This window comes from Nocardiopsis protaetiae (genome assembly GCF_045446735.1).
GTDB lineage: Bacteria > Actinomycetota > Actinomycetes > Streptosporangiales > Streptosporangiaceae > Nocardiopsis > Nocardiopsis protaetiae.
The window spans coordinates 1-17,802 of the sequence record NZ_JBJJBV010000139.1; the positions used below are offsets into that span (position 1 = coordinate 1).

At 70.2% G+C, this 17,802-nt stretch carries 19 protein-coding genes, 2 rRNA genes and 1 pseudogene; 10 read left to right on the forward strand and 12 right to left on the reverse strand.

The genetic code is table 11. From position 1 onward, the window contains the following. Both ACJOT3_RS20525 and rrf read left to right on the forward strand, forming a co-directional pair. Positions 1 to 104 (forward strand): 23S ribosomal RNA (locus ACJOT3_RS20525); the annotation flags it as partial. A gap of 108 nt (positions 105 to 212) precedes the next feature. After that, positions 213 to 328: ribosomal RNA gene (gene rrf / locus ACJOT3_RS20530) — 5S ribosomal RNA — on the forward strand. Between the two features lie 629 nt (positions 329 to 957). Here rrf and ACJOT3_RS20535 read toward each other — a convergent pair. After that, a pseudogene (locus ACJOT3_RS20535) lies at positions 958 to 2,026 on the reverse strand (IS110 family RNA-guided transposase). Positions 2,027 to 3,059: 1,033 nt separating this feature from the next. On the opposite strand from ACJOT3_RS20535, the gene ACJOT3_RS20540 reads away from it, so the two are divergent. After that, the gene (locus tag ACJOT3_RS20540; RefSeq protein ID WP_406974597.1) at positions 3,060 to 3,776 is read left to right on the forward strand and encodes a response regulator; all 717 of its coding nucleotides are present in this window, start codon (positions 3,060 to 3,062) and stop codon (positions 3,774 to 3,776) included. A gap of 16 nt (positions 3,777 to 3,792) precedes the next feature. Here the strand turns inward: ACJOT3_RS20540 and ACJOT3_RS20545 are convergent, their stop codons facing one another. The 5 genes from ACJOT3_RS20545 to ACJOT3_RS20565 form a co-directional block, all read right to left on the reverse strand. Beyond that, a complete protein-coding gene (locus ACJOT3_RS20545; RefSeq protein ID WP_406974598.1) occupies positions 3,793 to 4,464 on the reverse strand; it encodes a GAP family protein in 672 nt (223 codons plus the stop codon). A 544-nt stretch (positions 4,465 to 5,008) separates the two neighbouring features. Continuing rightward, a complete protein-coding gene (locus ACJOT3_RS20550; RefSeq protein WP_406974600.1) occupies positions 5,009 to 5,152 on the reverse strand; it encodes a hypothetical protein in 144 nt (47 codons plus the stop codon). A 3-nt stretch (positions 5,153 to 5,155) separates the two neighbouring features. Further along, positions 5,156 to 5,374 carry a hypothetical protein gene (locus ACJOT3_RS20555; protein ID WP_406974601.1) on the reverse strand — a complete coding sequence of 73 codons (219 nt, stop codon included), beginning with the start codon at positions 5,372 to 5,374 and terminating at the stop codon, positions 5,156 to 5,158. Between the two features lie 41 nt (positions 5,375 to 5,415). After that, complete coding sequence (locus ACJOT3_RS20560; protein ID WP_406974618.1) at positions 5,416 to 5,634, reverse strand: hypothetical protein; 219 nt, start codon at positions 5,632 to 5,634, stop codon at positions 5,416 to 5,418. Beyond that, positions 5,634 to 6,353, reverse strand: coding sequence for a hypothetical protein (locus ACJOT3_RS20565; RefSeq protein WP_406974602.1), 720 nt, complete (start codon positions 6,351 to 6,353; stop codon positions 5,634 to 5,636). The genes ACJOT3_RS20560 and ACJOT3_RS20565 overlap by 1 nt, the downstream gene beginning before the upstream one ends. A 157-nt stretch (positions 6,354 to 6,510) precedes the next feature. Between ACJOT3_RS20565 and ACJOT3_RS20570 the strand changes: the two genes are divergently transcribed. From ACJOT3_RS20570 to ACJOT3_RS20580, 3 genes are all read left to right on the forward strand, one after another. After that, positions 6,511 to 7,434, forward strand: a complete 924-nt coding sequence (locus tag ACJOT3_RS20570; RefSeq protein ID WP_406974603.1) for a helix-turn-helix domain-containing protein — start codon at positions 6,511 to 6,513, stop codon at positions 7,432 to 7,434. A 10-nt stretch (positions 7,435 to 7,444) separates the two neighbouring features. Continuing rightward, positions 7,445 to 7,636 carry a DUF397 domain-containing protein gene (locus ACJOT3_RS20575; protein ID WP_406974604.1) on the forward strand — a complete coding sequence of 64 codons (192 nt, stop codon included), beginning with the start codon at positions 7,445 to 7,447 and terminating at the stop codon, positions 7,634 to 7,636. 182 nt (positions 7,637 to 7,818) lie between these two features. Then, positions 7,819 to 8,016: a DUF397 domain-containing protein gene (locus ACJOT3_RS20580; RefSeq protein WP_406974605.1), complete on the forward strand. Its 198-nt coding sequence runs from the start codon at positions 7,819 to 7,821 to the stop codon at positions 8,014 to 8,016. 65 nt (positions 8,017 to 8,081) lie between these two features. On the opposite strand, the gene serB is transcribed toward ACJOT3_RS20580, so the two are convergent. The 3 genes from serB to ACJOT3_RS20595 form a co-directional block, all read right to left on the reverse strand. After that, positions 8,082 to 9,359: a phosphoserine phosphatase SerB gene (gene serB, locus ACJOT3_RS20585; protein WP_406974606.1), complete on the reverse strand. Its 1,278-nt coding sequence runs from the start codon at positions 9,357 to 9,359 to the stop codon at positions 8,082 to 8,084. 111 nt (positions 9,360 to 9,470) lie between these two features. Further along, positions 9,471 to 10,124 (reverse strand): DUF1707 SHOCT-like domain-containing protein, encoded by a 654-nt coding sequence (locus ACJOT3_RS20590; RefSeq protein ID WP_406974607.1) that lies wholly within the window; start codon positions 10,122 to 10,124, stop codon positions 9,471 to 9,473. A gap of 213 nt (positions 10,125 to 10,337) precedes the next feature. Further along, the gene (locus tag ACJOT3_RS20595; RefSeq protein ID WP_406974608.1) at positions 10,338 to 11,117 is read right to left on the reverse strand and encodes an Rv1486c family protein; all 780 of its coding nucleotides are present in this window, start codon (positions 11,115 to 11,117) and stop codon (positions 10,338 to 10,340) included. A gap of 70 nt (positions 11,118 to 11,187) precedes the next feature. On the opposite strand from ACJOT3_RS20595, the gene ACJOT3_RS20600 reads away from it, so the two are divergent. The 3 genes from ACJOT3_RS20600 to ACJOT3_RS20610 all read left to right on the forward strand — a co-directional run bounded on the left by ACJOT3_RS20600 (position 11,188) and on the right by ACJOT3_RS20610 (position 14,283). Next, positions 11,188 to 11,973, forward strand: coding sequence for an ABC transporter ATP-binding protein (locus ACJOT3_RS20600; RefSeq protein WP_406974609.1), 786 nt, complete (start codon positions 11,188 to 11,190; stop codon positions 11,971 to 11,973). A gap of 414 nt (positions 11,974 to 12,387) precedes the next feature. Then, positions 12,388 to 13,311, forward strand: a complete 924-nt coding sequence (locus ACJOT3_RS20605) for an SPFH domain-containing protein (protein WP_406974610.1) — start codon at positions 12,388 to 12,390, stop codon at positions 13,309 to 13,311. 213 nt (positions 13,312 to 13,524) lie between these two features. Further along, a complete protein-coding gene (locus ACJOT3_RS20610; RefSeq protein ID WP_406974611.1) occupies positions 13,525 to 14,283 on the forward strand; it encodes a sulfite exporter TauE/SafE family protein in 759 nt (252 codons plus the stop codon). 146 nt (positions 14,284 to 14,429) lie between these two features. Here the strand turns inward: ACJOT3_RS20610 and ACJOT3_RS20615 are convergent, their stop codons facing one another. The 3 genes from ACJOT3_RS20615 to ACJOT3_RS20625 form a co-directional block, all read right to left on the reverse strand. Further along, entirely contained in the window at positions 14,430 to 15,053 is a 624-nt protein-coding gene (locus ACJOT3_RS20615) for an HD domain-containing protein (protein WP_406974612.1), read from the reverse strand. Positions 15,054 to 15,211: 158 nt separating this feature from the next. Next, on the reverse strand, positions 15,212 to 16,369 hold the full coding sequence (locus ACJOT3_RS20620) for an alpha/beta hydrolase family protein (RefSeq protein WP_406974614.1): 1,158 nt from the start codon (positions 16,367 to 16,369) through the stop codon (positions 15,212 to 15,214). 11 nt (positions 16,370 to 16,380) lie between these two features. Beyond that, on the reverse strand, positions 16,381 to 16,971 hold the full coding sequence (locus ACJOT3_RS20625; RefSeq protein WP_406974619.1) for a TetR/AcrR family transcriptional regulator: 591 nt from the start codon (positions 16,969 to 16,971) through the stop codon (positions 16,381 to 16,383). Positions 16,972 to 17,262: 291 nt separating this feature from the next. Between ACJOT3_RS20625 and ACJOT3_RS20630 the strand changes: the two genes are divergently transcribed. Continuing rightward, positions 17,263 to 17,802: aldehyde dehydrogenase family protein (locus ACJOT3_RS20630; RefSeq protein WP_406974616.1), on the forward strand; the 540-nt coding region annotated here is incomplete at its 3' end.

The window sequence follows — 17,802 nt, forward strand, 5'->3', positions numbered from 1 at the left end:
TGAGAGGGTAAGGCTCCCTAGAGACGATGGGGTTGATAGGCCGGGTGTGGAAGCCTTGTGAGGGGTGGAGCTGACCGGTACTAATAGGCCGAGGGCTTGTCCGCTGCAGATAATTGGGTGCTCGCGCATACATGTTCACATAGCTGGTGAAATTCTTCCCGGTGCTGTGTCCTTGCTTTGGGGTGGGGGTGTGGTGTTGGGTGTTGGGTTTCCGTGGTGGTTATGGTGGGAGGGTCACACCCGGTTACTTTCCGAACCCGGTCGTTAAGTCTCCTTGCGCTGATGGTACTGCCCTGTGGTGGGGTGGGAGAGTAGGTTGCCGCCACGGTTTTCTTCGGGTTGAGAGCCCCCTCTGTTGCAGAGGGGGCTTTCCCTGTTTGGGGGGTCGTTCTTCGGAACGGCCCCCCCTTTTTTTATGCCCTTGTCCTGGTGCCCTCGGCCATAGCCGGAGAGTGGATCGCGGCCTTCGCCACAGGGGGTTGTTCACCCGACCGGAGGCCCCGGCCACAGCCCGGTCACGCCATTGGAGTCCACGGCCCCAGGGGGTGAGACAGCAAGAGCAGGTTTCCAAATGGCCAGCCATCTGCGGAGGGCGGTGTGCGGAGACCGCTCTCGGTCGCGTTGGTCTCCACGGGTCACCCTCTGGGAACGTACAGACCCGGGCTGGGCGCGGAGCCGTCCCCACGGTACGAGGCCCGGCAGACCACAGAGGCGTACGCGTTGGACTCACGTCCCGGGTGGTGGGGGTGTTTTTCAGGGGACGGGTCGGGGCACAGCGCACATCCCCGGCCACACAGGTCCACGGAAAGACGCTCCGACTGCAAACCCGCGGTTGCGCAGACCTCGCTTGAAAGCCCAGACACCTGGCGTAGTACCCCCGCCCCGATCGCCCTCCCCAGACACAGGGGGTGTCGGGAGAAAGGACCGCGACCTCGCCGCAGGATGCTTCTATGTTTGTCAAGCCGTTTGGGGCAGTGGTGCGTTGGCGGCGAGGGTCCGGTAGATCTGTCGGCTCACATACCGCTTGAGGCACCGCATGATCTCGCGTTTGGTGCGCCCTTGGGCAGTGCGCCGCTGGACGTAGGCGCGGGTGTCGGGATCCTTGCTCATCCGGGTGAGCACGATGGTGTGCAGCGCCCGGTTCAGCCGCCGGTCACCACCTCGGTTGAGCCGGTGCCGGTGCGTGTTGCCCGAGGAGACCGGGATCGGGCACACCCCCGCGATCTGCGCCAACGCGGCCTCGGAACGGATCCTCCCGGGATGGGACCACACCGCCAAGACGGTGGCGGCGGTCACCGGACCGATGCCGGTCATGCCCACCAAGGTCGGGGCGTGCTCGGTGACCAGGGCCTGGAGCTGTGCCCGGTTGGCGGCCAGATCGGCGCCCACAGCGATGATGCGCCGGGCGTGCCGGATGGCCTGGGCCCGGGCGGTAGCCGTGCCCAGACCCTCCCGGTGCGGCCGCCAGGCCGCGATGGTGGTGATCTGGGATCCGGTGAGCGGACGGCGGGCGTCCAGGCCCAAGGGGTGGGTGCGCAGCAGGGCGGTCAGCGTGTTGATGGACCGCAGCCGGTCGTCGTTCATCTGCTCGCGGGCGGTGGTGAGCACCTGCAGGGCGGTCTGGAGCTCGCCGGTGCGGCGATCGCGCAACCGGCCTGGGTCCATGACCAGCGTGGCCCGGGCCGCGGTGAGCGCGTCCAGGGCGTCGGTCTTGCCGGTGCCCCGCAGGCGCGCGCGGGAGAGGGGTGGGTGCTTCCACGACCCGGTAGCCAGCCCGAGTCAGGTGGCGGGCCATGACGGCTCCGTAGGATCCGGTGCCCTCGGCGGTGATCAGGACCTGGTCGGGGTCGTTATCGGTGCGGCGGCCGATCCAGTCCTGGGTGCGGGCCAGGCCCGCGGGGGTGGTGGGGAAGGTGCGGTGGTCGAGGTGGTGGCCCGAGGGGGCGGCGATGAGCGCGTAGGTGTGGGTGGCGGCGTGGGTGTCCACGCCGATGATGAACCGGTAGTGGTCTGCCACGATGGACATGGCGGTGTCTCCCTGTGTGTGGGCGGCGTCGTGACCGGTGCCGGCCCGGGGAAGAGTCACTACGAGGCGTTCCTGTAACGGGCCACGACCTTGCGGGGTCGGGCAGGCTTCTGATCAGGCCATCGTGGTGGGCCGGGTCGGTACCGGTCCTCCCGGTCGGGCGGGCAGATCCTGAGAAGGACACCCTGGTCAAAGGGGTCAGGGGTGAAAAGAGCCACGACCGACCAGAAGAACTGGTACCACCCTGCCAGCCGGTCCCGGACCAGCCACCACCAACACTTACAGGGGTGAAACCCGCGCCCACCTATGCCCTTCTAACGCTGTGGGGGTGAAAGGTGATCCTGTTCGGGGCCCCGGACACAGCCGGAAGAAGGAACCGTTTCCTCCCGCCCCAGGGGGTTGAGCCGGGCGTTGCCTCCGTCCCCGGACCCATGGGGGTGACGGCCGCACACACTCTCGGCCTTGGACAGCGGGTGCCGGGAGGAAGAGCCACAACCCCCACCCCCAGGGGGTGCCGGCTGCGGATACCCGCAGCCCCAGCCCCAGACCGGAAGGTGAACCGCGACCTGCGTTCCAGAGGGTGGCCCGGCCACGGCTATCTGCTGCGCCCGGACACGGGGGTTGGGGGTCAGGGAAGGAAGAACCGTGTCCCCGCCGCAAGGGGTGACGGCCGCGGATACCCGCGACCCCGTCCCCCGGAGGTGCCGGGAGGAAGAACCACGACCCGCGCCACAGAGAGCATGGCCGCAGATACCCTCCCACCCCGCTCCACCCCACCCCGCTCCACCCCACCCCGCCCACCCCACTCCACTCCACAACCCGAAGCCAGTACATAAACCGGGCGCGTGTGAGACCATACAAGCGCTCCCGCAATGAGGAGAACAGATGTCTTTTCTGCGCTTCGCCTTTTCCCTGGCGCCTTGTCCATCTGATCTGACCTGCGATTTTGTCGGTTTGCGAAAACCTGTTCTATCTCAAGGGTCGCGACGGCGATAAGGGATAGCCCTTTCGGGCCGCACCAAAAGGAGTTCCAGTGAGCCCCCATCCCCCCACTCCCGACCAACCGACCCCCGGCACCCCCGACCCGTCCGGTTCCATCCGGGTCATGGTGGTCGACGACCACGCCCTCTTCCGCCGCGGTCTGGTGTCCGTCCTGGACGAGGAGGCCGACATCGACGTGGTCGGTGAGGCCGGGGACGGCGACGAGGCCGTTCGGCTCGCCGCGGGTTCGCGGCCGGACGTCGTGCTCATGGACGTGTGGATGCCGCAGGCCCGCGGGATCGAGGCCTGCCCGCGTATCCGGGAGGCGGTGCCGCACACCAAATTCATCATGCTGACCATGAGCGACGAGGAGTCCGACCTCTTCGACGCGCTCAAGGTCGGCGCCAGCGGCTACCTACTCAAGGAGATCGCGGTCACCGACATCTCGGAGACCATCCGGACGATCGCGTCGGGCAGGCCCTCGATCAACCCGACCATGGCCACGAAGCTCATCGGTGAGTTCGCGGAACTGGCCAAGCAGGAGAGCACCCCCCCGGAGCCGCTGTCCATCCCGCAGCTCACGCCACGGGAGTCAGAGGTCCTCAAGCTCGTCGCCCGGTCGCTCAACAACCGGGAGATCGGCAGCCGCCTGTTCATCACCGAGAACACCGTGAAGAACCACGTCCGCAACATCCTGGAGAAGCTCCAGGTCCACTCCCGGACCGAGGCCGCCATCTACGCCGTGCGCGCCGGGTACGTCACACCCTGACGGCCGGAGCGGCCGGTCAGAGGGCCGTGATGCCGTCGCCGATCATCTTGGCGCCGATCACCAGCAGTAGGACCGCCATGATGACGGCGTTGTAATGGATCATCCAGTTCTTCAGGTCGTCGAGCAGGCCCGCCGCGCGGGTGCCCATGGACAGGTAGACCACCAGGGGCGCGCCGACGCCCACGCTCGCCACGATCGCGAACACGACGGCGGCGACGACCTGCGCCGTGGTGTCCCCAGGGGCGGCGGCCGCGATCGCGGCGCCTCCGGAGACCACCAGGAGCAGGTTCTTGGGGTTGACGGCGCCCAGCAGGACGGCGAGCCCGAGGGCCTTGACCGGTGTGAACGCGTCGATCGCGGCCATCCACGCCGGCGCCGGGGGCTCCACGCCCTGGCGCGGGCGCCCCTGCCACTGGCGCAGCGCCAGGAACAGCAGCAGCACGCCGAGCACGATCTTGACCCAGCCCGCCCAGGCGGGCGAGCCGTCGTCGCCCGGGGCCGCCGCGCCGGCCGCGAACGCGACCACGGTCGCGACCACGCCGATCGCGAGGAACCAACCGAGCAGGAACGCCGTGGCGTTCGCCTTCGCCCTGCGGCTCACGAGCATCAGCACGACCGCGACGATCGGCAGCGGGCTGATCAGCACACCGATCGCGATGGGAAGGGACTGGCCGATCGCGGCACCCACAGAAGTCTCCGTGTCTTGTCGGGGTCCTTGTCAGAGGGCCTGGGTCGCTGGGGTGTGCTGGGGAGGGTCCGGTGTCAGGAGGTGCGGTGGGCCGGGAGTGACGTCAGTGTGTCGCATCGTGTGCACACTCGGTCATATCTATTGCGGAGAGTACTGCCACCGAATCCCGTACCGACCCTTCTCGCCCCCGTGTCGGAGCTTTTGCCCTGTGCGGTCTCGATGGCGCGTCACACGCCCGGGCGGGTGGTGGGCCGGCTTCTTGGCGAGCATGTAGTCAACTTTGACCAGTGGTGGTCAAAGTTGACTACTGAGAGTGCCTTGTGCCTTGTGCCTTGTGCCTTGTGCCTTGTGTCTTGTGTCAGGTGTCAGGTGTGAGGAACGGGGAGCGGTGGGGCCGGGGTGTGCCCCGACCCCACCGGGGGTCGTCCCGCGCTTCCCCTCGCCGGCACAGGTGCCGTTGTGCGGGACGACCCGTAGGACCCCGCGCGCCCGGGAGGACTGGTGGGGTCCTGGACGCACGGGGGGTCGGAGGGTGGCGGTTCGGTCAGTCGCCGTCGATCTGGTCTCCGAGGACGGAGCGCTGCCAGGCGAGGAATTCGCCTTGGCGGCGGACGGCGTTCTTCTCCTCCTCGGTGAGGTCGTCCGGGATGGGGTCCTCTGCCGGGTCGGTGTAGCCGGGCTTGCCCATGTCCTACTCCCTGGTGTGCGTGGTCTCGGTGGTGTCCGTGGTGGTGTGGCGGGCCAGCAGGTCGCGCATGGTGGCGTGGTCGGGTGCGGCCAGGCGCTCGTGCGGGTCGCCGGGCCCGGCCCAGCCGAGGGGCCGGTAGGCGACGATCTCGGTGCGGCCGTCGGGGGTGGGCTCCAAGGTGAGGACCCACCGTCCGTGGATGAGGTCCTCCAGTACCCGCACCCTTGGGTCCGGGCCCGGGACCGGGGTTGCCGGGTCGGTGGTCACAGGGCCTCCAGGGGGCTGCGCCACACCAGCGGGAGGGGGTGGGGGTCGCGTCCGGAGGTGACCGCGACCCGGGTGGTGCACCCGGCGGTCGCCGCGTACACCGCGTGGCCCTCCAATGTCGGCCCGAGGTAGCGCAGCGGTACCTGGTGGTTGTGGGCCCAGAACCCGAGGGTCTGGATCGAGGAGAACTCGCGGATATCGCACACGCGCCGCATCACGCCGCCCTCCCCAGGTTCCAGGCCAGGATCCGCGAGGCGGCCAACGCGTCCCGCCGCGCGGCGGCGGCGTTGAGCCGTGCGATGGAGGAGGCGGGACGCACCGCCGGGGAGGTGCCGTCCGCGCCGACGGCGGCGGTGTCCGGCTTCGGTCGGGTGCGGGTGCGGGTGCCTTCGCGGAGGGCCTGGATGCGCGGGCGGGTCGCCAGGGCGTCGGTGAAGGCCGAGGCGGCGGCGGTCTCCGGGAGGGTGCGGACCGCTTCCCGGGGAGCCTGGCCCCGGGGCCGGGCCGACGCCGCCCGCAGTCGGGCGGGTGCCTTGTGCGTGGTCGGGGTGGCCTCCGGCTGGGGGCGGGACACCTCGCGGAGCGCCCGGGTGCGCGGGCGAGCCGCCGCAGCAGCGGCGGCGAAACCCGGGTCCAGCTCCGAAGGCGGAGCCGTGGCCAGGGCCTGCGCCGTGGGCAACGCCGGGAGCGAAGCCCCGGTCGGAGTCGGAGCGGTGGCCAACGCCGAGGTCGGCGCCGGGTTCGGGGGCGGGGTGGTGGTGCAGTCGAGCCACTGCCGCACCGCCAGGGCGAGCGGGGCCATGTCGCGTCCCGGGTGGGTGACGTACATACGGGCCCGGCCCGCCCGGCGGGGTCGCCGCCATCGCAGGGCCTCGGAGGCCAGCCAGCGGGCGGCCACGAGTTCGGAGCAGTTCAGGTAGCGGTATCGCGCCATGCGCGCACACCTCCGGTAGGGGTGCCGGGTGGGAAGCCCGGCTGCTTCTGGCTTGCCTCCATGTTCGTCTCCACCATAGAAATTTGCAAGCCCCAAGTTTTAGTCTTGGTCAGTAAGTTTCTCGATGGTTCCCGGATAATGATGCGAGGTGCGTTAAATGTCGGACTCCAACAAGATCGGCATAGGATCAGGGCACGATCAGGGACCTCCGAGGAAGGACTTCGCCGTGGTCAGCCCGACCCTGCGTCGGCGTCGCCTCAGCCGCCTCCTGTTCCAGCAGCGCGAACAATCCGGACTCACCGCAAAAGCCGTCGCGGCGGAAGCCAAGCGGCGCAGCGGCAAAGCGCGCGGGTGGTCAGAGTCCAAGATCAACCGCTTGGAGACCGGCGACTGGAAGCGGCTCTCCGTCGATGACGTCTACCTGCTCCTCGACATCTACGGAGTGACAAGCCCGTCGGAGCGCCTGGCCTATGCGGGACTGGTCAAGGAAGCCAGTCAGAAGGGCTGGTGGGCCACCTACGAGAATGTCCTGGGCACCGGCCAGCTCATCGGCCTGGAGGCTGAGGCGTCTTCCATCCGCTCCTACCAGTCGATGACCATCCCCGGGCTCTTGCAGACCGGGTCTTACGCGCGGGCCATGGCGGTCGCGAGCGCCATGGGTGAAACGGACGATGTGGACCGCCGGGTGGAGGCGCGCATGCTCCGCAAAGCTGTTTTCAGCCGAGCCAACCCACCCGCGTTCTGGACCGTCATCGACGAGGCCGCACTCCTCCACATCACACCGGAGCTGCGTGATCAGTTGGAGTACCTTGTTGAGGTCGGCCACCGTCCGAACGTCGGCATCCAGGTTCTCCCGGTTGCACACGGTCCACACGCCGCTATGACGGGCCACTTCGTCATCATGGAGTTCCCGATGCCGGACCCGCCGCTCGTGTACTTGGAGGCCGTGTCCGAAGAGCTCTACTTGGAGTCCGAAGAGCAAGTTCGCCAGTACAAGCGCCGGTTCGACTTCGTGCAGGCATCCGCCTTGTCTGTGGAAGAGTCACGTGAGCTGATCCGCGCCCGACTGTCAGCCCTTTGAGAAAGCAACCATGCCTGAAGCACCCCACCTCATGACGTTCCGCAAAAGCAGTTACAGCGGCGGTCAGACTCAGGACTGCGTCGAAGTCGCCGACCTTCCGTCAGCTGCCGCCTTGCGCGATTCCAAGCACCCCGAGGCTGGTCACCTGACCTTTGAAGCCGTCGAGTGGACCGCGCTGCTGAAGGCCACCATCTGCGGATGACCTCGAAAAAGACGAAGGCCCCGGTCATCGACCGGGGCCTCGCCCATGCTTGCCAGAAGCATTATCCCGCACCCACTGTAACCCTGAAGGAGGTGGGCGGGAAGGGTGTCAAGACTCGGTGGCCTGATGGGGACAGGGCGGGTGTGGGCCGCAGGGCGCTGGGGGACGACGCAAGGATGACGATGCACAGTGACAGCGCCCCTCCCCTGAACTTCCGCAAGTCGTCCTACAGCCAGGGCACGACCGAGAACTGCGTCGAGGTAGCCGACCTGCCCGGCGCCTCAGCGGTCCGGGACACCCAGCACCGGCACCTCGGCCAGCTGATGTTCCCGAGCGCCGAGTGGCAGGCCGCGATGGCGACCATCTCCCGCGATTCCTGACCTTCACACAGGGCTTTCACAGGGCCAGGGCCTTGAACCAGCCCCGCCCCGCCCCGCCCCGCCCGCTACAGCGCCGTGCCCCCGGTGGACGCAGGCTCGGCCTCCGCGTGCAGGTCCGCCGCCTCGATCTCCTCCCGGGTGATCCCCAGGATGAACGCGATCGTGTCCAGATAAGGCACGTTCACCGACGTGTCCGCCTGCTGCCGCACCACCGGCTTGGCGTTGAACGCCACACCCAGCCCCGCCGTCTGGAGCATGTCCAGGTCGTTGGCCCCGTCCCCCACCGCGACGGTCTGCTCCAGCGGGACCCCCGCCTCGCGCGCGAACCGCTCCAGCGTGACGGCCTTGCCCTTGCGGTCCACGACCGGCCCGACCAGACCACCGGTCAGCTTCCCGTCGACGACCTCCAGGGTGTTGGCGGCCGCGTAGTCCAGGCCCAACCGCTCCACCAGCACGTCCGTGATCTGCGTGAACCCACCGCTCACGATGCCGCACTCATAACCCAGCCGCTTCAGCGTGCGGATGAGCGTCCGAGCCCCGGGCGTCAACTGGATCTCCTCGCAGACCTTCCCGATAGCACTCTCGTCCAGGCCCTTCAACAGGGCGACCCGCCGCCGCAGGGACTCCTCGAAGTCCAGCTCCCCCCGCATCGCCTGTTCGGTGACGCGGGCGACCTCCTCCTCGCAGCCCGCGTGAGCTGCCAGCAGCTCGATGACCTCGCCCTGGATCAGGGTGGAGTCCACGTCCATGACGATGAGGTGCTTGGCCCTGCGATGCAGGCCGCTGGGCTGGACGGCGACGTCCACGCCCTGGGTGGCGGCCTCCATGGCCAGCTCGGCGCGCAGCTGCGCCAGGCGGGCGGTGTCCCCCGCCGCGCCGGAGATCTCCATCTCCACGGAGGTGACCGGGTAGCTGGACAGCCGCTCGATCCGGTCGATGTTGGCGCCGGCCCGGGCCACACAGGAGGTGATGGCGCCCAGGGCGCCGGGGCGCAGCGGGTCGGCGAGCACGGTGACGTGCAGCCGCACGGCGGAAACGGAAGAGGACTCGCTCACCCGGTTCTGCGCGTCGCCGGAGGCGTAGTCGACCTCCATGTCGAGGTCGATCGCGGTCTTGTCGAGCGCGTTGCGGACCTCTTCGAAGACGCGGTGGCGGCTCACCCCGGGGGCGACCCGCTCGTCCACCTCCAGGACGGCGCCCAGCACGAGGCGTCCGGCCAGGACGACCTGCTCCAGGTCGACGATGGTCACGGGGAAGACGGAAAGGGTGCTCAACAGACGCGCGCTGATACCCGGGCGGTCGCGGCCGGTCACCGTCACCAACAACGTGGTTTCATCATTCATGGCGCTGTCCACGGTACTCGGCCGCCCGGTGGCGCCGTCGCGCAGGTCGCTTCTTTTCCCAGCTAGTTCACTATGTGGACACCCGGGGAGGGATTTTCCGGTCTCCGCGGATCACTTGTCGCCCCACTTGCCCTTCTTCGACTTCCGCGGCTTCTTCGCCTTCACCGAGACCCCGCCCAGCATGCAGGTGCCGGTGAGCCGGATGACCGGGGCGTTCGGGTCGGTCACCTGGTCCGTGCCGTGCAGTTCGGTGCCGCCGAGAATCCCGGACGTGTTGTTGATCACCCTGACCCCGTAGGGGACGGTGATGTCGACCCCGCCGAGGATGACGGCGACCTGGATGGTGACCTCGCGGCGGCTCAGCACGGCCTCGCGCAGGTCCAGGTCCACACCGCCGCACAGGACGGACACGTTGGTGCGGGGCTCGACCAGCCAGCGGCCCTTGCGCTCGCACCCGCCGAACACGGCGACCATGTTCTCCGAGCCCTTGCTCTGCCCGGCGAGGTCGCGGGCCTCCTGGCCCAGGATCTCCATGCCGTCGGTCCCGGCCGCTCCGTCGACGGTGGTCTGGAACGGGCTGTGCCCGGCGACGGGCAGGTCGGAGACGATGGGCGCCAGCTCGCCGATGGTCTTGGCCTTGTAGAGGGTGTCGAGGCGCTCCTCGTGCTCGACCGGGCTGAGGCGGCCCTCCGCCATCGCCTCGCGCAGGCGCTCGGCAACCTTGTCACGGTCCGCGTCGGAGGCTCGGATGTGCTCGGGCTGCATGGTGTCGGGTCTCCTCATCGATCGTGGGCCGGATCCGGCCGCACTCCCAGTATCGGTTCGGCCCTGCCTTCGGCGGATCAGGTATCTTCCCTGGCCCGACCCTGAGACTTCCCCCCAGGCCCAATCCTCGGATTCAAGAATGCCTCTTCCCGGGCCGCACCGACTAGCCCCTTCCCGGGCCGCACCGACCAACCCCTTCCCGGGCCGTGCCGACTAGAGGTGCCGCGGGCTCAGGGGGATCGAGGAGTGCGCGGCCACCAGGGCCCGCCGCACCGCCGCGTCCAGCCGGCGCAGGGAGCGCGAGCGCAGGTCCGCCTGGTGGGCGCTCATGCCGCGGCCGGCGCGGGCGTCGGCCAGGTCCACGACCGCCGCCAGCCGTGCCGCCTGCTCGGCGACGCCGCGGGCGCGCTGCGGATAGGCGGCCGGGAGGGTCCCTCCACCCGACCCCAGGGCGTCCACCCGCCTGTGGACCGCGGGTGAGAACCCGGTGAGATCGTCGACCCCCTCCAGTTCACGCGCCACCTCGATGAGCGTGAGCTTGAGCGCCTGCTCGGCCTCCGCCAGCCCGGGTACCTGGGGGATCGTGTCGTTGGCCCGATACGGCGTCCAGGAGACCCCCACGTAGGATGAACCCCGCCGGTCGGTCGTGGGGACCAGCCCCACCTGGCGGTCGGCGAGTCGGAGCAGTACCCCCTCCCGCGCCTGGAGCGCGGCCTGGTTGAACTCCCCGGGGCCGACCAGGCCGAGCGGGTCCCCCTGGACGGGCAGCGCCAGCCGGAACGCCGTCGGTCGCGTGCCGGGAAGGCCACGAAGTCGTACCAGTGCGGCCCGCAGCGGTACGCCCTCTTCGAAGGGCAGGTCCCCCGGCGGTACGGTCCCGATGAGCTGGGGTCCGCCGCGGCGTTCGACGGCGTCCACGGCCTCGTCCAGGCCGACGTGCCCGGACAGCCAGGCGTTGCCCCAGGCGACGAGTGTTGCGGACGTGGAGTTCATGGCTCCAGGGTAGGTCGGCACGGGTCGGCACCTGCACCGGCGCGGGACGCGAGTGACGTGAGGGAGAACGATGGACGGTCGGGTTCTGGGGCTGAGCGGTGTCTCCGTACGGCGGGGCGACGCGCTCCTGCTGGACGGTATCGACTGGTCGGTGCTGGAGGGTGAGCGCTGGGTGGTCCTCGGCCCCAACGGCGCGGGCAAGACCACCCTGCTCAGCGTGGCCTTCAGCCAGCTGTACCCCACCTCCGGCGAGGTGGAGATCCTGGGCGAGCACCTGGGCCGGGTGGACGTGTTCGAGCTGCGGCCGCTCATCGGGTACGCGGGGGCGGCGATCGCCAACCGCATCGAGGAGGGCACCCCGGTCCTGGACCTGGTGCTGAGCGCCGCCTACGGGTACCTGGGCCGGTTCCGCGAGGAGTACGGCGTCCCGGACCTGGGCCGGGCGCGGGCGCTGCTGGGGCACTGGGGTGTGGGCGACCTGGCCGACCGCGAGTTCCACACGCTGTCGGAGGGCGAGCGCAAACGGGTGCTGATCGCCCGCGCGCTGATGTCGGACCCGGAGCTGCTGCTGCTGGACGAGCCGGCGGCGGGCCTGGACCTGGGCGGCCGCGAGGACCTGCTGCGCCGCCTGGGCTCGCTGGCCCGCAACGAGGCGGCGCCGGCGCTGGTGGTGGTGTCGCACCACGTGGAGGAGATCCCTGCCGGGTTCACGCACGGGCTGCTGCTGCGCGAGGGCGGTGTGGTCGCGGCGGGCCCGCTGGACGAGGTGATGACGGCCGACAACCTGTCGCAGACGTTCGGCCTTCCGCTGAAGGTGGAGCGCGACGGCGACCGCTGGAACGCCCGGGCGGTCTGACCCAGGACCCCTACCCTCGCTCCTACCCCCGACCCCGACCCCGCCCCCGCCCTCACCCGCACCCCTGCTCTTCGATTCCCCGAGATTTCCCTCCCGTGCACGGCCGGCGGTCCTCCGCCGGCCGTTCGCCGTGGGACCGTGTCCCAAAACCGGGATAAGGGGTACGGAAACAGCGCGATCATATTGACCTTAAATCCGGTTTCTGTCCGGATATGGCTCCTCCATGTGACTTCGGGTACCGTCTTCGGCGGTGAGCGGAACGCTCCAATTCGGCGCGCTTTATGATCATCGGGTGGGCGGGGCCGGGCGCTGCGCGGTCCGTGCCCGCGTTGCCTGCACCCCCGTCAGGAGAACCGGAGCTGCCCAGATGTCGATGTCGAATACCGCCCCGGCGCAGGACAATGGGGTGATCGCATGACCATGATCATCATCGTCGCCCTTTTCGTCGCCGTTCTCCTTCTCATCTTCTGGCGCAGCGTGCGCATCATCCCCCACTCCATGCAGGACGTGGTCGAGCGCTTCGGCAAGTACCACCGCACCCTGGACTCGGGATTCAACGTCGTCATTCCCGGCGTCGACCAGGTCCGCGAGCGGATCGACCGGCGCGTCCAGGTGGTGAGCTTCCCGCCGCAGTCCGCCATCACCGAGGACAACCTCGCGGTGGAGGTCGACTCCGCGGTGTACATCCGGGTCGTGGACGCCTACCGCGCCACCTACGAGGTCGCCAACTTCATCCAGGCGGTCGAGCAGCTCACCCTGGCCACGCTGCGCAACGTCATCGGCGGCATGAACCTGGAGGGGACCCTCACCTCCCGCGACCAGATCAACCGCGAGCTCAAGACGGTGCTGGACGAGGCCACCAGTGACTGGGGCATCGAGATCAGCCGCATCGAGCTCAAGGGCATCGAGCCCCCCGGTTCGGTGCAGGAGGCCATGGAGATGCAGATGCGCGCGGACCGCGAGAAGCGCGCGCAGCTGCTCAGCGCCGAGGGCGAGAAGCAGTCCGCGGTGCTGCGGGCCGAGGGTGAGCGTTCGGCGGCGGTGCTGCGGGCCAAGGGCCAGGCGGAGGCGCAGATGCTCACCGCCAAGGCCGACGCCGACGCCCAGGCCTTGCGGGCGCGCGGTGAGGCCGACGCCATCCACATGGTGTTCAAGGCGCTGCACTCCAGCCGGGTCGACTCCGACGTGCTGGCCTACCAGTACCTCCAGAAGCTCCCGGAGATCGCCAAGGGCGACGCCAACAAGGTGTGGATCGTGCCGTCCGAGATGGGGCAGGCCATCCAGGGGGTGGGCGCCGCGTTCCAGCGCCTGCGCGACGAGGTCGTGCGGGTGCCCTGACGGCCCCGGCCCTTCCGGCCCCTCCTCCCCTCTCCCCTCCCGCTTCCCGGTCCCGGGGCGCTCTGAGCGCTCCGGGACCGTTCCCCGTTCCTTTGGGACAAGTCCTTTGGGACAAGCCAGTGGATGACCCGATGATCGGGTCTCAGAGGCCGCTCTCGTAGTCTGTGGGAGCCCTCGACGGTCGGGGAGCGGAGAAGCCACGAAAGCCGGACTATGGAACTCTGGGAGGCTGCGGCCATCCTGCTGGCAGGAATCGCCGCCGGGGGCATCAACTCCATCGCGGGATCGGGGACCCTGTTCACCTTCCCCGTACTCCTGGCCCTGGGGTTCCCGCCGATCACCGCCACCGTCTCCAACAGCATCGGCCTGACGCCCGGCAGCGTCAGCAGCGCCATCGCCTACCGTCGGGAGCTGGTCGGACAGCGCGCCCGGATCATCCGGCTGGGAAGCATGTCCGTGCTGGGGGCGGTCTCCGGCGCGCTGCTGCTCATCTACCTGCCCGCCGGGGTGTTCGAGAGGGTCGTGCCGTTCATGATCGGCGCGGCCTGCGTGCTGATCGTGCTCCAGCCGCGCATCACCCGCTGGGCCCGGTCCCGCAAGCCCGCCCGCAAGAACGGCGGCCCGCTGCTGCCGGTGGGCGCCTACCTCACGGGCACCTACGGCGGCTACTTCGCCGCCGCCCAGGGGATCATCCTCATGAGCATCCTGGGCGCCGCCCTGGACGACGACCTCCAGCGGCTCAACGGCCTCAAGAACCTGCTCGCCGGGCTGGTCAACGGCGTGGCGTCGGTGTTCTACATCGTGCTGGCCTCACCGTCGTGGCCGGTGGTCGGCCTCATCGCGGTGGGCTCGATCCTCGGCGGCTACCTGGGCGGCCGGTTCGGCCGCCGGATGAGCGCCGCGGCCCTGCGCGTCGTCCTGGTGATCGTGGGCCTGTCCGCGGCGGTCCAGCTGCTCATGGGCCGGGTCTGACCCCACCGCGGCCCGCACCGCGACCCACACCCGGCGCGCTCGCCCTGCGCCCACATGCTCGCCCTGCACCCGCACCCCGCACGCTTCCGGGCCCTCGCGCCCGCGCGCCCGGGTTACCCGGGTTCCCGGGGGCCCACGCGCCGGGTTCAGGTGCGGAAGTACCCGCGCCGGTCGGCGTCGTCGATGAGCGCCGTCGCGTACGCCCCCAGCGCCTCGGACCCCTCGGCGATCAGCTTGACCTTCTCCATGACCTGGGCCCGGGTGATCCCGAACCGCACCCAGGTACCGCCCTCGTTGTGCCAGTTCGCGAGCATCGGCGAGAGCCGGTCCACGGCCCGGGCGAACCGCGCCTCGGCGGTGACCCTGGCCTCGAACTCCTCCCACAGGGCGCGGGCGAGCTCGGCCTGGTCCTCGGGCAGCAGCGGGAAGATGCGGTCGGCGGCGGCGCGTTCGCGCTCGGCCTGGGTCTGCGAGCTGACCTGGTCGAACAGGAAGGTGTCGCCCGCGTCGATCTCCACGATGTCGTGCAGCACCAGCATCTCGACGACCTTGTCGATGTCGGTGCCCTCGGGTGCGTACTCGGCGAAGGTGCGCGCGGTCAGCGCCAGATGCCAGGAGTGCTCGGCCGAGTTCTCCCTGCGTGACCCGTCCACCAGTAGGTTCTGCCGCAGGATGCGCTTGAGTTTGTCCACCTCCAGAAGGAAGCGGAGCTGCGCGTTCAACCGCTCGTTGTCGACCCCGCTGGCAAAGACCGGTGCCGGTTCCGTCACGTGGTTCGCCCTCCTGAAGGATGAGTCGAAACGGTCAGGTGGACCGCCCTTGAGCGGTCGCCACTGGATGATCCCATGGAACGCGGACCGGCTGTCGCGGCGGCGTCCGTTAAGGGGACGGCCGGGGATGCGGCGGGGTGCACACGGTGAACGCGTTATCACTGGGAGGAGGCGGCCGTGCGCGGACCGCCACCGGGGTACCAGCTCTCCGCCGACCCGCCCCGGACCTGCACGGAAGCCGTGACGTGCCGGTGGAACCACTCGGTCAGGGCACGGTCGGCGAGCACGCCGCCGGGGGTGAGCGGGCCCGGTCGCAGCCCCGGCTCGGGTCCGATGGTGTGGGCCAGATCGGGGATCACGATGTGACGCAGCACATGGTTAGTGCCCTCGGGGGACACGGGTACAGCGGCCTCCTGCTTGACGCGGCGGCCGCGCCGCCGGAGCCAGCCCGACCCGCGCTCCTCGGGTTCGGCGGTGCCCAGGAACTCCGCGCGCAGCGCCTCGTGCAGCCCCTGGCCGTGCTCGGGCGGCAGCACGTCGTCGCGGCCGCCGCTGACGACCAGTACCGGGACGCGGCCCCGGGCGACCTCGGCGGCCCGGGCCGTGAAGTCGAACCGTTCGCGGACGGCCGAGGCGTCCTCGGTCCAGCCGTAGGGCGCGCCGTGGTTGCGCTCCCGGGCGGCCAGCACCGGTGCCGGGTCGGTGACCGGGTTGATCAGGGCGACCGCGCCGACGGGCAGGTCTCCCTCGGCCAGGGACAGCAGGGCCGCGGACGCGCCGGCGCCCACTCCGAGCAGGCCTACCGGGTCGTCGGTGATCGGGAACCGGGAGCGCAGCTCGGCGACCAGGCGCGGCAGTTCGGCGGCGGCCCCCTCGACCACCGGGCCGAACAGCTCCATCAGGTAGTCGTTCTCCCCGCGGCGGCCGATCTCGGGCACCCCGCCCTCGGGCAGCCGGGCGCCGAACATCGGCAGCCCCGGGTAGACGCGCCAGGCGGGCAGGGACGCCAGGGGCACCGTTCCGGCCAGGGCGGCCTCGCTGCGCGGCGGCTCGAACGCGTGCAGGCCGAGGATGAGCGGTGCCGGGTGCGCGCCCGTGGCCGGGGGCAGGGCCAGGAAGGGGATGCCCGCCGCGACCCCGGTGACCGGGGCCACGGTGTCGTGGGCGGGCCGGCCGTCGCCTGCTCTGCCGTCCACCGCCGCGCCGTCGGCCGCTGTGCCGTCGGCCGCCGGGCCGTTCACCGCCCGGCCGTCGAACCCTGGGCCGTTGAACCCGGTGCCGTCGAACCCCGGGCCGTTCACCGCTGCGCCGTTCATCGCCGGGCCGTCTACCACCGCGCCTCGCCTTCGTTGCGTCGGGAGAAGTCGGTGAGGTAGCTGCTCACCATCCGCTTCGCCTCGTTGATGAGGTCCGGATCGCCCTCGGGGTCGTCCCGGAACGCCAGCTTGAGCACGGCGTCGGCGGCCTCGACGGCCACGTTGATGGCCCGGTCGAGCTCGTCGCTGTCGGGGATGCCGGAGGCGGACACGACGATCGCGCGCAGCCGGATCGAGATGACCCGGTTGTTGTCGGTGCCGCCGTTGAGCAGCCGGGTGTCGACGATGTCGCCGAAGTGCAGGCTGCGAAAGCCCGGCACGTTGCGGTGCATGTCGATGTACTCGTCGACGATGGCGTCGACCGCGGTGGTCCAGTGGCCGAACGACGCACCGGCCAGGCGTTCGGTGATCCGGGCGCCGAACTGGTCGAGGAACCGCAGGCCCAGGGCCTGGGTGATCGCCTTCTTGTCGGGGAAGAACTGGTAGACCGAGCCGATCGCGACCCCGGCGCGTTCCGCGATCCGGGTGGTGGACAGGTTGTCGTAGCCGACCTCGTCGAGGATCTCGGCGCAGCAGTCGAGCATCCGCTGGACGCGGAGCATGCTGCGCTGCTGGGCGGGCAGCCGCCGGAGCGGGGCCTGCGCGAAGGCGAGCTCGTCCGTGGAGACACGTGCGTGACCCGACCCGTTCTTGCCTGCGGGGGTCCTCCGCGAGCGCGGGGGCGTTGAGCTTCGGGAATTAGTCGTCACACCACCTATGATGCCGTTCCGGAATCACCTGGTTCCGGGGAAATTCGAGTTTCGTTCTGCGGAGTCTTCCTTCCGCGCCACCGTCAGGGCAGGGTTGGGGGCGTGCCCGAGGCCTCACAGCCATTGCCCTTGGAGGTTTGAGTCATGAACACCCCGCCGACGACCGAGGACTCGCGGGACACCACACCCGAGCAGCTCGACGCCGTCATGGAGCGCGCGGCCGCCGCCGCGCCGCTGCTGGCCGCCCTGGCACCGGCCGAGCGGGCCCGGCTGCTGCGGGCCGTCGCCGAGGCCCTGGACGCCGCCGCCGACGACCTGGTCCCCCTGGCGCAGGCCGAGGCGCACTACCCGGAGGCCCGCTGCCGCGGCGAGCTGGGCCGCACCACGTTCCAGCTGCGGCTGTTCGCCGACGTGCTGGAGGACGGCACCTACCTGGAGGCCATGGTCGACCCCGCCGACCCCGACTGGGGCACCCCGCGGCCGGACGTGCGGCGGGTGCTGGTGCCGCTGGGGCCGGTCGTGGTGTTCGGGGCCAGCAACTTCCCGTTCGCGTTCTCCACCGCGGGCGGGGACAGCGCCTCGGCGCTGGCCGCCGGCTGCCCGGTGGTCGTCAAGGCCCACCCCGGCCACCCGCGCCTGGCCCGGCGCACCACCGAGGCCGTCGTGGCGGCGCTGGCCGCCGCG